This is a genomic window from uncultured Capnocytophaga sp. (genome assembly GCF_937936315.1).
Lineage (GTDB): Bacteria > Bacteroidota > Bacteroidia > Flavobacteriales > Flavobacteriaceae > Capnocytophaga.
Window position 1 is genome coordinate 1 of sequence record NZ_CALGWU010000044.1, and the last position, 14544, is coordinate 14544.

Consider the following 14544-nt stretch of genomic DNA (forward strand, 5'->3'; position numbering starts at 1 on the left):
ATCTATAAAACCCCATTTGTTATTTAGCCTAACGTTTGCTAATCCTTCTGAAAAATCCAAAACAAAATCATACTTTATAGGGATCACTTCTTTACCTGTTTTATCTATAAAACCATATCTATAATTCAAACTCACGCTTGCTAATCCTTCTGAAAAACTGCTCGCATCATCATACTTTATAGGAATCACTTCTTTACCTATTTTATCTATAAAACCATATCTATTATTCAATTTTACTAAAGCTAATCCTTCTGAAAAACCCCTAGCATTATCATACTTTATAGGAGTCACTTCTTTACCTGTTTTATCTATAAAACCATATTTTTTATCTAATATTACTAAAGCTAATCCTTCTGAAAATCTATCTGCATAATCATACTTTATAGGAATAACTTCTTTACCTGTTTTATCTATAAAACCATATTTTTTATCCAATTTTACCATTGCTAATCCTTCATAATATTCATCTTTCCAAGCGTACTTCTTTGTTTGTTGCACAGGCTGGGCAGACGGCTCTTTTTTTACCTTTTCTTCAGGTAGCAGCCCCTGTCCATAACCAAGGGTAGCAGTTAGTAATAGAGTGTAAAGTAATATATTTTTCATGTTTGTAATATTTTTAAAGTATATTGTAATTTTTTGCATATTTATGATTTAAAAATGTTATGTTTTTTACATAACCAACTTTGCTAAAGTTTTACATTTTGGCAAAGTTAAGCGATGCAAAAGTGATTATTCACTTCCTCCTAAGAGGCGGTCTAAACTTGTGATGTCCTGCACGAGCACTTGGCGGGCTTTACTGCCTTCAAAAGGTCCTACTACACCGGCGTGTTCTAACTGGTCGATGAGGCGACCTGCGCGGTTGTAGCCCAATTTGAGTTTGCGTTGCAAGAGCGATGCTGAGCCTTGTTGCGCATTTACCACTATCTCGGCAGCTTCGCGGAACATAGAGTCGCGTTCAGAAGGGTCGAAATCTAAATCCATACTTTCACCCTCAGCACCTACGTATTCAGGTAGCAAGTAGGCATCAGGGTAGGCGCGTTGCGCTCCGATAAAATCAGTGATGTGTTTGATTTCGGGGGTATCCACAAAAGCACATTGTATGCGCACAGGTTCATTACCTTGTGAATAGAGCATATCCCCCCTACCGATGAGCTGTTCAGCCCCAGATCCGTCCAAGATGATTTTGGAGTCGATTTTTGAACTCACTTTAAAGGCAACACGTGTAGGGAAGTTGGCTTTGATAATACCTGTAATTACGTTAGTAGATGGACGTTGGGTAGCGATAATCAAGTGAATACCAATGGCGCGGGCAAGCTGTGCCAAACGAGCGATAGGGAGTTCCACCTCTTTACCTGCCGTCATTATCAAGTCGGCAAACTCATCTACCACTAGTACGATGTAAGGCAAGAAACGATGCCCCTCGTTAGGGTTGAGTTGTCGTGCTTTGAACTTAGCGTTGTACTCTTTGATATTGCGCACTTGAGCATTTTTGAGCAGCTCGTAACGGTTGTCCATTTCTATACAGAGGGAGTTGAGCGTGTTTACCACTTTTTTGTTATCGGTGATAATAGCTTCTTCACTATCAGGTAGTTTGGCGAGGAAGTGGCGTTCAATTGTCTCGAATATAGAAAGTTCTACTTTTTTAGGGTCTACCAACACAAACTTCACCTCAGCAGGGTGTTTTTTGTAGAGCAATGAACTCAGTACCACATTGATACCTACCGATTTACCTTGTCCTGTAGCCCCTGCCATTAGCAAGTGTGGCATCTTAGTAAGATCGGCGACAAAAGTTTCGTTGCTAATGGTTTTACCAAAGGCGATAGGGAGTTCCATTTCGGCATTTTGGAATTTCTGCGCCATAATCATCGAGCGCATATATACAGTGGTAGGTTTTTTATTAGGTACCTCAATACCAATGGTTCCTTTGCCAGGGATAGGAGCGATGATACGAATACCGAGAGCCGCAAGTGAGAGGGCGATATCGTCTTCCAAACTTTTGATTTTAGCAATACGCGTACCTGCCACAGGCACAATCTCATAGAGCGTAACAGTAGGTCCTACAGTTGCTTTGATTTTGGAAATTTCGATTTTGTAATCGGCTAAAGTTTTGATAATGGTGTCGTTGTTTTCCTTTAGTTCTTCTTCGTTGATAATGATACCTTTATCTCTGGGTTCGTTCAACAATTCGATTGTAGGGAAACGATAGTCGCTGAGATCTAAACGAGGGTCGTATTCACCATAGTTTTCCACTAATTGTTTAGCTAAATCCTCAGGGTCTATTACCGAAGGCGGCACAATAGGAGTGATGGTAAGTGGAGGAGCTTCTTCTTCAGGTATATTGGTAATTTCCAATTCGCCTTTGCCATCGAGGAATGGAATTTCTTTTTTATGAGTAAAAGGGTCTATTTTTTCATCTTCTCCTTGTGGTATAACAATTTCTACATCTTGCTGATCGTCATCGTTAACTTCTGTATCGGCAGAGGCGGTAGAAGGAGTTTCGTTTATATCTTTTTGTTCGTGCTCGTGTTCATCGTTGTGTTCACGTTTAAATTTAGCCGAAACACTTTGGAAGAAAGCTAGTATTTTTTCGGGAGTAAGCTGCCATTTTACAACGGCGTACACCAAGGCGAAGAAAAAAAGTATTAAAAAAGTACCTATTTTACCAAAATAATCTTGTAGAAAATGATTTACTTCATAGCCAGAAACTCCTGAAAGGATTGTAGATTTTCCTTGTAGAAATCCTAAAAAAGTAGCGATGAATACCATTGTCAAAGTGCCCCAATACCATCGGTTGAGTAAGGCTATTTTGATATCTAACAAACTTTTGAGTCCTGAGAGGAAAATGAGCCATACCGCAATAAAAGTAGCAATACCAAAGCCTTTGTACATTAACAAATAGCTAAGATAAGCCCCTATTTTACTTCCTATGTTATTGGCAATTTCTTCACGATTAGTAAGATCTTCCCACAAACTTTGGTCGGCTTGCCAGGAAAAGAAAAAAGAGATAAAAACAAAAATCAAAAAGAGAGCGAGAAGTACTAAAAACCCTCCCCATATTAACCGGAGTTGTTTAGATTTAACCGCTTTAGCCTCTTTATTTTTTGCTGAAGGTTTATTGTTATCTTTATCCTTATCTTGTTTTTTTTTTGCCATTTTCTTTTAGGATTTAGGGGTCAAAGGGACAAATGTTAGATGTTAATTATCAGGGAATAGGCAACAGGTGTCAGGGTGACCTCATTGAGGGGGCAAAGGTAAGAATAATTTAGCGATTTGGCAATAAAAAAGGTAACAAGCTGTGTATTACTTGTTACCTCTATAATCTTCAATTATCAATTATTAATTGTTAATTGCTTCGAGTGCTTTAGCGTAGTTAGGTTCGTTTGTTGTTTCGGGTACTTGCTCGGTATATACTACTTTGCCTTGTTCGTCAAGTACTACTATACAACGAGATAGCAATCCTTTTAGCGGACTATCGGTGAAAACGATAGGATAGTGAGCTGCAAAATCACCGCGGAAATCGGAGAGCATTGTAAGATTATCAATACCTTCGGCTGCACAGAAACGTGTGAGCGCAAAAGGTAAATCTTTTGATATACAAAGAATTGCTACGTTGTTGAGCTTTGAAGCCTCAACGTGAAATTTGCGCACAGATGCAGCACATACGCCTGTATCTACACTGGGAAAAATGTTTAGAATTACTTTTTTACCTCTGAAATCAGAGAGTTTTACTTCAGCTAAATCGTTTTTAACAGCTGAAAATTCAGGGGCTGCAACGCCTACTTTTGGAAGTTCACCAGCGGTGTGTGCTGGTTGTTCGTGAAATGTAATGTTTGCCATTTTTTTAGTTAAAAGTTAAAAGTGAATAGTAAATAGTGGAGCTGCAAAAATAATACCAAAATATATTAATTAGCAAATTATCAAATTATCTTATGTCTCTGATTTGCAACTGCAAACTTACTTTGCCATTCCACACATTTTCTTCTACCGAATAGACAATGCTAAAGGGTTTGCCAGAGGTGATTAGGGGAAGTTTATGAGCCAAACCAAAGCCTATGGCATCAAAATAGGCTGTGTTGCCTACCTCTCGCAAACAGAGTTTTAGGTGCTCGTTAGTTTTGCCTATGTGTTTTGCAAAGCCTGTATCGACTACATTTTCGGCATAGAAGAGCGGTGGCAGGTTTTGAGGTCCAAAAGGCTCGAACTGCTTGAGAATATTATAGAATTTTTGAGTGAGTTTGCTCAAAGGAAGTGCAGTATCTATAGAGAGTTTTGGGGTGCGCAATTCAGGGTTGATGGTTTGTTTAACCACAGTTTCAAAGGCTTCTTTGAAGAGTGGATATTGCTCGGGGAGGAGCGTGAGTCCGGCAGCGTATTTATGTCCGCCAAACTGTTCCAAATATTGGCTACACTGCTCCAAAGCCTCATAGATATCAAACCCTTGTACCGAGCGCGCTGAGGCGGCATACTTGTCGCCACTCTTGGTAAATACTATCGTGGGGCGGTAGTAATGTTCAATAAGGCGAGATGCGACAATACCTATCACGCCTTTGTGCCATTCTTCATTCAGCACTACCGAGGTATAGCGATTTTGCTCGCCATTACTCTCTATCTGCCCCAATGCTTGTTCAGCAATATAGCTATCTAATTCCTTTCGGTGGGTGTTGAGTTCATCAATTTCTTGGGCTTTGAGTAGTGCTTTTTCAGCATCAGGTTCAGTAAGGAGCGCTACTGCATATTTGCCGTGCTCTATACGTCCGGCGGCATTGATACGCGGGGCAGCCTTGAACACTACATCACTTACTGTAATCGCCCCTTGATGTTCACCAAAGAGCGCTTTTACTCCTGCTGAGGGCTGCTGGTTGATCACTTCTAAACCAAAGTACATCAGCGTGCGGTTCTCACCATTCATTGGCACAATATCGGCAGCAGTGGCAACGGCTACCAAATCTAAAAGAGGCATCAGTTCGCTGAACGGGCGTTGCAAATACTCGTGATATGCTTGTGCCAATTTAAAACCTAAACCACAGCCACAGAGTTCTTTATACGGATAAAGGCAATCAGCTTGTTGGGGGTCGAGTACTGCCACGGCATCGGGCACTTGATCGGAAGGGCGGTGGTGGTCGGCAATGATACAATCAATTCCTTTTTCTTTGGCATATTGCACTTTATCAATAGCTTTGATACCACAATCCAAAGCGATGATAAGGGTACAACCTTGCGCCTCGGCATAGTCAATCCCTTGAAAAGAAATGCCATAGCCCTCAGTATAACGGTCGGGTACATAAGTGAACAATTTAGAAGTGAAAGTGCTGAGATAACGTTCCATTAGAGAAACCGCACTAGTGCCGTCGACATCGTAATCGCCATAGATAAGGATAGTTTCATTATTTTTTAAGGCTTGGTCTAAACGAGTAACGGCTGCTTGCATTCCTTTCATCAGGAAAGGATTATGCAATTGAGATAGGGTAGGACGGAAGAAGTCTTTAGCCTGCTGAAAAGTGGTGATACCTCGTTGGGCTAAGAGTATTGCCAAGGGCTCGCTGATGTTGAGCTCTTGTTGTAGTTGTTTTACAGTGGCTTGCGGTGGCAGCGGTTTAAAGTTCCAAGTGTAGTTCATTTTATTTAGGTAAGAGGTAAGAGATAAGAAAAAACTTTGCCAAAATCTATTACATTCTAATATTCAAATATATTCGTATTGTTTTTTGATAGATAACACTCCATCAGCATTTAATAATAGTAAAATATTTTCTTGATGATCAACTGCTTTAAGAGTGGTTTTAGTGTTCGTAAGTTAAAGCTATTCTTTATTTTTTAAAAGTCATTATATCCGCTAATTCCATTAGGAGTATTAATAAACCATACTTCCCCTTTATTTTCTAAGGATTTTCCTGCTGAGACTATTCCATAATGTTTGATCTTGTAATTATGCTGAAGAATACTTCTATCATTTGGATCTTTAGTGTTTCTTCCCATATAAGCATCATAATTAGGATATAATGTATTTCCATAAGTATATTCTTGTTTATATAAACTAAGAACCTCAGCTACTGAAAAAGGGGTATTAGCTACTATTTCACCAAAATTAGGAGTTTTAAGAGGTACTGCTACTGCTTTGTTCCCAGATACTCCTCCTTCACTGCTGTATATTCCTTTGAGTACATAGACCGTAGTTTGAGGGGCTAATTCTGGTTTTATCAGGTATAATACTGAAGTAGCCTTATATACAGGAGCTGCACCGCTAGGATATTTAACGACTTTTGTTTTATCTATTTGATTTTTGTTTACAATATCACTACTATTAGCAATCTCATTAGCAGATGAAAACTCTAATTTTTGATTGCCTATAACTGCATATTCAATAGCTACTGATGATAAATTTTTGATTGACAGATAGTCAGCACCAAGAGGAGTGTAATTCATTTTTAATTCATTTTGATGAAATCTTCGAGTAGTTCCGTGCACAAAAAGCAGACTATCATACACTACTTTTACTTCTTCTCCTCCAATGATAAAAGGAGTAGTTTTACGTTCAGTTTTTACAATGTTTTCAGCGTTCCCATTAATAAAAACTGAGTAGCTTACTTCTACCTCAGCAGGTGAGTTATCTACTGAATTAACTACTATGTAATTATGCTTTAACACTTTTGTCTTATTACTTGTAGCTATTTCTATCTCTGGTTTAGAGCAAGTCATAAATACATTGGTAAGGAAAGTGAATAGCACTAAAGTTTTTAAGAATAGATTTTTCATAGTAATACGAATTAAGATACGCTAAAAAGTATTAGTGCCAAAAGTTCCTTCAAAAGTATTGATAAACCATATCTGCCCTGTATTTTCTAATGTTTTACCAGCATCTATAGTTCCATAGAGTTTCAAATAGTACTTCCTCTGGGAAATACTGTGATTATAAGGTCTTGCCCTATCCATATAGGTATTATATTCTGGATATAATGTATTTCCATAAGTATATTCTTGTTTATACAGACTAAGAACCTGAGCTACTGAAAAAGGTGTATGAGCTATCACTTCACCAAAATAAGGTACTTTAAGAGGTACTGCTACAGCTTTGTTTCCAGATACTCCTCCTTCACTACTATATATTCCTTTGAGTACATAGACCATAGTTTGAGGGGCTAATTCTGGCTTTATTAGATACAATACAGGAGTAGCTTTATATATAGGAGCTGCACCGCTAGGATATTTAACTACCTTAGATTTATCAATTTCATTTTTGTTTACAATATCACTGCTATTAGCAATCTCATCAGCAGATAAAAACTCTAATTTTTGATTACCTATAACTGCATATTCAATAGCTACTGATGATAGATTTTTGATTGATAGATAGTCAGCACCTTCAGGGGTATAGTTTCTTTTTAGTTTTCTTTGGTAATCGTGGAATTTTTTATCCCGAATATATACAATACTATCATAATTTACTTGCACAGACTCTCCCCCTATAATGAAAGGTGTTGTCTTGCGTTCTGTTTTTACGATATTTTTAGTATTTCCGCTGATAAAAACTGAATAACTCACTTCTACTTCAGCAGGTGAATTATCTACTGAATTGACTACTATATAATTATGTTTAAGAGAGTTCGTCTTTATGTTTTCAATTACTTCTTCTTCTGTTTTAGTACATTTTAATTGAAAACTGACTAAGATACTAAACACTAAAAATACTTTTACAATAAACTTTTTCATAGTATTTTATTTTTAATCATAAACTAAATACCAAGGATTCCACCAGTGAATGCATAGAAGTAAAACAAAAGTAAGAGTTTATAATTTAAAACTAAATCTCATCTTTTTTAAAAACTATTAGAGCCCATTATTCCATTTGGGATATTGATAAACCATACCTCCCCTTTATTTTCTAAGGATTTTCCTGCTGAGACTATTCCATAATGCTTGATCTTGTAATTATGCTGAAGAATACTTCTATCATTTGGATCTTTAGTGTTTCTTCCCATATAAGCATCATAATTAGGATATAATGTATTTCCATAAGTATATTCTTGTTTATATAAACTAAGAACCTCAGCTACTGAAAAAGGGGTATTAGCTACTATTTCACCAAAATTAGGAGTTTTAAGAGGTACTGCTACTGCTTTGTTCCCAGATACTCCTCCTTCACTGCTGTATATTCCTTTGAGTACATAGACCGTAGTTTGAGGGGCTAATTCTGGTTTTATCAGGTATAATACTGAAGTAGCCTTATATACAGGAGCTGCACCGCTAGGATATTTAACGACTTTTGTTTTATCTATTTGATTTTTGTTTACAATATCACTACTATTAGCAATCTCATTAGCAGATGAAAACTCTAATTTTTGATTGCCTATAACTGCATATTCAATAGCTACTGATGATAAATTTTTGATTGATAGATAGTCAGCACCACGAGGAGTGTAATTCCTTTTTAGTTTTCTTTGGTAATCGTGGAATTTTTTATGCCAAATATACACAATGCTATCGTAATTTACTTGCACAGACTCTCCTCCTATAATGAAAGGTGTTATCTTGCGTTCTGTTTTTACAATATTTTCAGTATTCCCTTCTACAAAAACTGAATAACTCACTTCTACTTCAGCAGGTGAATTATCTACTGAATTAACTACTATATAATTATGTTTAAGAGAGTTTGTCTTTATGTTTTCAATTACTTCTTCTTCTATTTTAGTACATTTTAATTGAAAACTGACTAAGATACTAAATACTAAAAATACTTTTACAAAAAACTTTTTCATAGGATTTCAATTCTAATCATAAAATAAACTAAATACCAAGGATTCTACCAGTCAATGCATAGAAGTAAAACAAGAGTAAGAGTTTATAATTTAAAACTATTCTTCATTTTTCTTAATCTTCATATTCCTGAAAACCATCAAGGGCATAACTTCCTTTAAAAGTATTAATAAACCATATCTGCCCTGTATTTCCTAATGTTTTGTCTGGAAGTATAGTCCCATAAAATTTAAGATAGTATTTGCCTTGAGAAATGCTGTAATTATAGGGTCTTCCTCTATCCATATAGGCATCATATTCTGGATATAATATATTCCCTGAAGTGTATTCCTGTTTGTATAGGCTGAGGATATCAGTTACTGAAAAAGGTGTATGTGCAATCACTTCACCAAAATTAGGAGTTTTAAGAGGTACTGCTACTGCTTTGTTCCCAGATACTCCTCCTTCACTGCTGTATATTCCTTTGAGTACATAGACCGTAGTTTGAGGGGCTAATTCAGGTTTTATTAGGTACAATACAGGAGTAGCCTTATATATAGGGTTTGCACCACCAAGATACTTAACAACTTTTGATTTATCGATTTCATTTTTGTTTATAATATCACTCCTATCAGTTATTTTTTGAATAGGATCATATTCTAATTCTTGGTTGCCTATAATAGCATATTCAATAGCTACTGATGATAAATTTTTGATTGATAGATAGTCAGCGCCACGAGGAGTGTAATTCCTTTTTAATTCATTTTGATGAAATCTTCGAGTAGTTCCGTGCACAAAAAGTAGACTATCATACACTACTTTTACTTCTTCTCCTCCAATGATAAAAGGAGTAGTTTTACGTTCAGTTTTTACAATGTTTTCAGCATTTCCATTAATAAAAACTGAGTAACTTACTTCTACCTCAGCAGGTGAGTTATCTACTGAATTAACTACTATATAATTATGCTTTAACACTTTAGTCTTATTACTTGCAGCTGTTTCTATCTCTGGTTTAGTACATTTTAATTGGAAGCTAATTAAAATACTAAAAATTAGAAATACTTTTACAATAAACTTTTTCATAGGATTTATTTAACTCAAAATTACTATGGAGCAAAGATACAACTTTTATTGTTAAAAAAAATAAGTACAATCACAATAAAAAAACTTTGCCAAAGGTGCGAGCCTTATAGGCAGGAAACTTTGGCAAAGTGTAGAGGTACAGTTATAATTCCTATTTCGTAACTTGTAATTGACTATCCTAAGTATGTCTTTAGAATTTTACTACGGGAAGTGTGTTTGAGACGGCGAATCGCTTTTTCTTTGATTTGACGTACACGCTCACGGGTGAGATCAAAAGTTTCTCCTATTTCCTCAAGGGTCATAGCGTGCTGGTCGCCCAAACCGAAATACAAACGGATTACATCGGCTTCACGAGGGGTAAGGGTTTCGAGTGCACGCTCAATTTCGGTACGCAACGAATCTAAAATAAGCGACTTATCAGGATTAGGCGATTCGTTACTGCGAATCACATCGTAAAGATTAGAATCTTCTCCTTCTACCAAAGGCGCATCCATAGAGATATGACGCCCCGCATTTTTCATTGATTCTTTTACATCGTTTACGGACATATCTAACTCACGTGCAATTTCTTCGGCTGAAGGCACACGCTCGTTCGCCTGTTCGAGGTAAGCGTACATTTTGTTGATTTTGTTGATAGAACCAATTTTGTTCAGCGGCAAACGCACAATACGAGATTGCTCGGCTAAGGCTTGCAAAATAGACTGACGAATCCACCATACGGCATAAGAAATAAACTTAAACCCGCGAGTTTCGTCGAATCGCTGTGCGGCTTTGATGAGCCCTAAGTTCCCTTCGTTGATAAGGTCAGGAAGAGTAAGACCTTGGTTTTGGTATTGCTTAGCTACCGATACTACGAAGCGCAAATTTGCTTTGGTTAGTTTTTCTAAAGCAGCTACATCGCCTGCTTTGATACGTTGTGCTAATTCTACCTCTTCATCGGCAGTGATCAAATCTACACGCCCAATCTCTTGTAAGTACTTATCAAGAGACGCGGTTTCACGGTTGGTTACCTGTTTGGTAATTTTTAGTTGTCTCATTCAGAAAAAATCCTTAATTTTGTCGATTCTTATACGCCCTATTATACGTATAGCTTTACACAGATGTTACAAAACTTTTGAATTTTAACATTATATTAACAGATGAAATATAGTTTTATCATTCCTATATACAACCGTCCGGACGAGTTAGATGAACTACTAAATAGCCTTGTATCACAAACTTACGAAGATACTTTTGAGGTAGTAGTGATTGAAGACGGTTCTTCTATTCCTTCAAAAGAAGTATGCGAGAAATACAATAATGATTTATCAATCACCTATCTTCCTAAACCCAACTCGGGACCTGGGGACTCTCGCAATTACGGGATGCGACACGCTCAACACGATTATTTTTTGATTTTAGATTCCGATTGCATTTTACCTCCTCACTATTTAGAAGCTGTAGACGATTATTTGCAAACTCATTATGTAGATTGCTTTGGAGGACCTGATACCGCTACCGATGATTTTACTGATATACAAAAAGCTATCAACTACACGATGACGTCCTTGCTCACTACTGGGGGGATTCGCGGTAGCCAAAAGCGCATTCAACGATTTGAACCTCGCAGTTTTAATATGGGACTGTCACGCAAGGCTTTTGAGGCGACAGGTGGTTTTGGGAAAATACACCCTGGTGAAGACCCCGATTTAGTGATACGCCTCTGGGAACAAGGCTTTGACACTGCCTTTATCCCTACTGCTTTTGTGTTCCACAAACGCCGTATTTCGTGGGAAAAATTCCGCACCCAAGTGAGTAAATTCGGACAGACACGGGCGATTCTCAACCATTGGCATCCAGAGTCACGCAAACTTACTTTTTGGCTACCTACCTGCTTTACCTTAGGGCTTTGTGGCGCTCTCCTCCTCCTCATTTTTGGGCGTATAGAACCCTTACTTGTGTATGTGTGTTATTTTATACTGATAGCTTGGGACAGCGCTCGAGAAAATCGCAGTGTAAAAATAGGATTGCTCTCGGTTTGGGCGCTTTTGGTGCAGTTTTTTAGCTATGGCTGGGGCTTTCTCAAAGCTACTCTTAAAATTGCTTTTTCTAAAAAACCGATGGAGCAGTTGTTTCCACACTTATTTTTTAATTAGGTGCAAGTGCGAGCCACACAGGCAAGTGCGAGCTAAAATAGTAACATAGCAATATGATATTCAATAAAAAAAGACCTCCGAAAAGAGGTCTTTTTATTTGTAGTAAAGTTATTAATAATTCCCGATAGGGTCACCGTTGTGATTGAAAAACAAATCGGTGTGAGAACCTATGATGTCTACTTTATAACCTATATTGGTTTTTCTAATCCCTTCGATGATATAGCCCTGCTGGGTAACGTAATCGGCTATTTTTTTAGGGAAGAAGGTAGTAGGGATACTATTGCCGTCTTCACCATCTACTTTTAGCCAGTCACCATTAGCTGTAAATTCTAGCTCGGTGCGGTCTCTAAGTTCTACTGAATAGCCGTTGATATCATCTTCTCTTTCAACTTCTTTAACAGAAGTATGAGGAAAGTGAATGCTAATAAAATCACGTGCAGGCTGCGGCAATCGTGCGCACGAGCTGAGTGCAAGGCCTGCAAAAGCAGCAAAAAAGAGTTGTTTCATTAGTCGTCTATTCTTAAAAATTGTCCGTTAGCATTGAATTCTAAATCAAGTCCGTTAGCGAGTTCTACCTCATAACCATAGCGTTTCTTTTGGATTTTGTAAATCTCTGATTGAGGGTAAGTTTTCTTTACGTACTGAGCAATACCATTAGGGATAAGTTTTGCAGGTACAGCCTGAGTGCGAGTTTTTATTTCTTCCCAGTCGCCATTGGCATAAAATTCAATTTGAGTACCATCGTTGAAATACACTTTGTAATCTTGATCGTGGATATCATCGTCTTTCCATACTGATGCGATATCTCCTACTTTAAAGTGTTGTTTTACGAAAGCCTGTGCTTTAGCTGGCAATTGTTCGAAAGTGATAGGTAAATCTCTAGCTGATAAATTTTGTACTGCTACTACAGTCAATAAAAAAGTGGCGATAATTGATACTAATTTTTTCATCGTTTAATCTGTTTTTAAGTTTAACGCTGCAAAGATATGACCTAATTTGGGAAAGAATCTGGAATAATTATACGACCATCTACCATTACGAGTTTTCTATCTGCCATAGTAGCCAATTCTTCGTTATGGGTAACGATTACAAATGTTTGTCGGAATTCATTGCGCAGTTGGAAGAAGAGTTGGTGCAGTTTTTCAGCACTTTCGGAATCGAGGTTGCCGCTGGGTTCATCGGCAAATACTACTGAAGGGTAGTTCACCAAGGCACGTGCTACCGACACTCGCTGTTGTTCGCCTCCTGAAAGAGCATTAGGTTTATGGTCGGCACGCGAGGTGAGATGCAAAAAGTCTAAGAGCTCCATTGCGCGCTTTTCAGCTTCTTTTTTGCCTATTCCTCTAATGAGTGCAGGAATACAAATATTCTCCAAAGCAGTGAACTCAGGCAACAGTTGGTGAAATTGGAAGATAAACCCAATATGTTCATTGCGGAATTTTGCTAAGGCTTTAGAGGATAACGACAATATATCTGTGCCATTAATTACCAACGATGATGGTTTATTGGCATCGGGGCTGTCTAAAGTACCTAAAATGTGTAACAAGGTGGTTTTTCCAGCTCCTGAAGCACCTACTATCGATACAATTTCGCCTTTGGCAACATTCACCGATACGCCTTTGAGTACTTCTAAATTTTTATAAGTTTTATGAATATTGGTAGCTTGAATCATTTATTTTGCATTTTGATAGATATATACTTCGGTAGCGCCTACACCGTATTTGGCATATTCGGCATCGTAGAAAGTAACATTGGAGTAACGCCCTAAAAGGAATTCTAATTCGGTGCGCAGCACTCCCTCTCCCACGCCGTGAATGAACACTACCCGCTGGATGCGCTGTGCAATAGCAAACTCTAACTGCCGGCGAGCGGTTTCGAGTTGTAGGGTAAGCATATCGTAATTGGTCATATTTCTTGTGGAATCAACCAATTGCTCGATGTGCAAATCTACCTCCATTGGAGGGATGTTGCGCTCTTTTTTAGTGAGTGGCGATTTGTTCTTTCGCTTGCTCACTACATCTTTGCGCAAACTCTCTTCATCTATATTTGTGAAAGCTCCTTTTAGAGGTGCTTCTTCTTCAATAACTATTATTTCCTCAGGACGAAAAGTGAGCTCAAAGCCTTCAGTAGTAAGTACTGTTACCTGCTGAGGTGTAAGGCGCACTATATGTCCTTTGATGGTATCGTCTAATACTTCTATGTAATCTCCTATGTTCACAATGCGAGGTGCGAGGTGCGAGGTGCGAGCCGCACGGGCAGTTTATTTATTAATTTGTAAATTTCTTAATTATCCCATTTTAGACACACAAAACGTCATTCGTCATTCGTCATTTGTTATTCGTCATTCGTCATTCGTCTTCTGGGTTTCTTATTTTCGTTGCTGGGTCTTGAAAATCTTCCTCGTTTTTAGAGGGTAGGTTACGTGAAATGCGGTAAATACCTATCATCAATAGGCTTATACCGCCAATGAGTAATGCTTGGTCGTATTTGGGGAATAGATAACGCGACAGTGCTACCAATACCCCTAAAATCATTAGTATGTAATTCATTTTTTATCAGATTTTAGGTTTCAGGCATCAGGGGTCAGCCTAAAATCTGA

The 14544-nt window shown here is 37.8% G+C and carries 15 protein-coding genes; 1 reads left to right on the forward strand and 14 read right to left on the reverse strand.

Annotation, left to right across the window (positions count from 1 at the left end; all coding sequences use genetic code 11):
- The 9 genes from Q0162_RS08635 to Q0162_RS08675 all read right to left on the reverse strand — a co-directional run.
- Nucleotides 1–603, reverse strand: a 603-nt coding sequence (locus Q0162_RS08635) for a WG repeat-containing protein (RefSeq protein ID WP_297890946.1), incomplete at its 3' end; no start/stop codon positions are given.
- 126 nt (nt 604–729) lie between these two features.
- Nucleotides 730–3153, reverse strand: a complete 2424-nt coding sequence (locus tag Q0162_RS08640; RefSeq protein ID WP_297890947.1) for a DNA translocase FtsK — start codon at nt 3151–3153, stop codon at nt 730–732.
- Nucleotides 3154–3336: 183 nt separating this feature from the next.
- Complete coding sequence (gene tpx / locus Q0162_RS08645; RefSeq protein ID WP_002680011.1) at nt 3337–3837, reverse strand: thiol peroxidase; 501 nt, start codon at nt 3835–3837, stop codon at nt 3337–3339.
- Between the two features lie 85 nt (nt 3838–3922).
- Nucleotides 3923–5617 carry a single-stranded-DNA-specific exonuclease RecJ gene (gene recJ / locus Q0162_RS08650; protein ID WP_297890948.1) on the reverse strand — a complete coding sequence of 565 codons (1695 nt, stop codon included), beginning with the start codon at nt 5615–5617 and terminating at the stop codon, nt 3923–3925.
- 194 nt (nt 5618–5811) lie between these two features.
- Nucleotides 5812–6750: a hypothetical protein gene (locus Q0162_RS08655; RefSeq protein WP_297890949.1), complete on the reverse strand. Its 939-nt coding sequence runs from the start codon at nt 6748–6750 to the stop codon at nt 5812–5814.
- Between the two features lie 21 nt (nt 6751–6771).
- A complete protein-coding gene (locus tag Q0162_RS08660; RefSeq protein ID WP_297890950.1) occupies nt 6772–7704 on the reverse strand; it encodes a hypothetical protein in 933 nt (310 codons plus the stop codon).
- Nucleotides 7705–7811: 107 nt separating this feature from the next.
- Nucleotides 7812–8750, reverse strand: coding sequence for a hypothetical protein (locus Q0162_RS08665; RefSeq protein WP_297890951.1), 939 nt, complete (start codon nt 8748–8750; stop codon nt 7812–7814).
- A gap of 112 nt (nt 8751–8862) precedes the next feature.
- Nucleotides 8863–9810: a hypothetical protein gene (locus tag Q0162_RS08670; RefSeq protein WP_297890952.1), complete on the reverse strand. Its 948-nt coding sequence runs from the start codon at nt 9808–9810 to the stop codon at nt 8863–8865.
- Between the two features lie 173 nt (nt 9811–9983).
- Nucleotides 9984–10847 (reverse strand): sigma-70 family RNA polymerase sigma factor, encoded by an 864-nt coding sequence (locus Q0162_RS08675; protein WP_002680009.1) that lies wholly within the window; start codon nt 10845–10847, stop codon nt 9984–9986.
- A gap of 102 nt (nt 10848–10949) precedes the next feature.
- On the opposite strand from Q0162_RS08675, the gene Q0162_RS08680 reads away from it, so the two are divergent.
- Nucleotides 10950–11945 carry a glycosyltransferase gene (locus tag Q0162_RS08680; protein ID WP_297890953.1) on the forward strand — a complete coding sequence of 332 codons (996 nt, stop codon included), beginning with the start codon at nt 10950–10952 and terminating at the stop codon, nt 11943–11945.
- Between the two features lie 111 nt (nt 11946–12056).
- Here the strand turns inward: Q0162_RS08680 and Q0162_RS08685 are convergent, their stop codons facing one another.
- The 5 genes from Q0162_RS08685 to Q0162_RS08705 form a co-directional block, all read right to left on the reverse strand.
- On the reverse strand, nt 12057–12452 hold the full coding sequence (locus Q0162_RS08685) for a PepSY-like domain-containing protein (protein WP_297890954.1): 396 nt from the start codon (nt 12450–12452) through the stop codon (nt 12057–12059).
- Nucleotides 12452–12895, reverse strand: a complete 444-nt coding sequence (locus Q0162_RS08690; RefSeq protein WP_096087953.1) for a PepSY-like domain-containing protein — start codon at nt 12893–12895, stop codon at nt 12452–12454. Before Q0162_RS08690 ends, Q0162_RS08685 begins: the two co-directional genes overlap by 1 nt.
- A 41-nt stretch (nt 12896–12936) precedes the next feature.
- On the reverse strand, nt 12937–13617 hold the full coding sequence (locus tag Q0162_RS08695; protein ID WP_297890955.1) for an ABC transporter ATP-binding protein: 681 nt from the start codon (nt 13615–13617) through the stop codon (nt 12937–12939).
- Nucleotides 13618–14163, reverse strand: coding sequence for a Smr/MutS family protein (locus Q0162_RS08700; RefSeq protein ID WP_002680007.1), 546 nt, complete (start codon nt 14161–14163; stop codon nt 13618–13620). It abuts the gene before it with no gap.
- Nucleotides 14164–14293: 130 nt separating this feature from the next.
- The gene (locus tag Q0162_RS08705) at nt 14294–14494 is read right to left on the reverse strand and encodes a hypothetical protein (RefSeq protein ID WP_002679869.1); all 201 of its coding nucleotides are present in this window, start codon (nt 14492–14494) and stop codon (nt 14294–14296) included.
- Nucleotides 14495–14544 lie beyond the last annotated feature (50 nt).

Coding starts and splice junctions, on each gene's coding strand:
- Q0162_RS08690 (WP_096087953.1), bottom strand. CDS start 12,895: ATGAAAAAATTAGTATCAATTATCGCCACTTTTTTATTGACTGTAGTA.
- recJ (WP_297890948.1), bottom strand. CDS start 5,617: ATGAACTACACTTGGAACTTTAAACCGCTGCCACCGCAAGCCACTGTA.
- Q0162_RS08655 (WP_297890949.1), bottom strand. CDS start 6,750: ATGAAAAATCTATTCTTAAAAACTTTAGTGCTATTCACTTTCCTTACC.
- Q0162_RS08680 (WP_297890953.1), top strand. CDS start 10,950: ATGAAATATAGTTTTATCATTCCTATATACAACCGTCCGGACGAGTTA.
- Q0162_RS08685 (WP_297890954.1), bottom strand. CDS start 12,452: ATGAAACAACTCTTTTTTGCTGCTTTTGCAGGCCTTGCACTCAGCTCG.
- Q0162_RS08660 (WP_297890950.1), bottom strand. CDS start 7,704: ATGAAAAAGTTTATTGTAAAAGTATTTTTAGTGTTTAGTATCTTAGTC.
- Q0162_RS08665 (WP_297890951.1), bottom strand. CDS start 8,750: ATGAAAAAGTTTTTTGTAAAAGTATTTTTAGTATTTAGTATCTTAGTC.
- Q0162_RS08695 (WP_297890955.1), bottom strand. CDS start 13,617: ATGATTCAAGCTACCAATATTCATAAAACTTATAAAAATTTAGAAGTA.
- Q0162_RS08675 (WP_002680009.1), bottom strand. CDS start 10,847: ATGAGACAACTAAAAATTACCAAACAGGTAACCAACCGTGAAACCGCG.
- Q0162_RS08705 (WP_002679869.1), bottom strand. CDS start 14,494: ATGAATTACATACTAATGATTTTAGGGGTATTGGTAGCACTGTCGCGT.
- Q0162_RS08670 (WP_297890952.1), bottom strand. CDS start 9,810: ATGAAAAAGTTTATTGTAAAAGTATTTCTAATTTTTAGTATTTTAATT.
- Q0162_RS08640 (WP_297890947.1), bottom strand. CDS start 3,153: ATGGCAAAAAAAAAACAAGATAAGGATAAAGATAACAATAAACCTTCA.
- tpx (WP_002680011.1), bottom strand. CDS start 3,837: ATGGCAAACATTACATTTCACGAACAACCAGCACACACCGCTGGTGAA.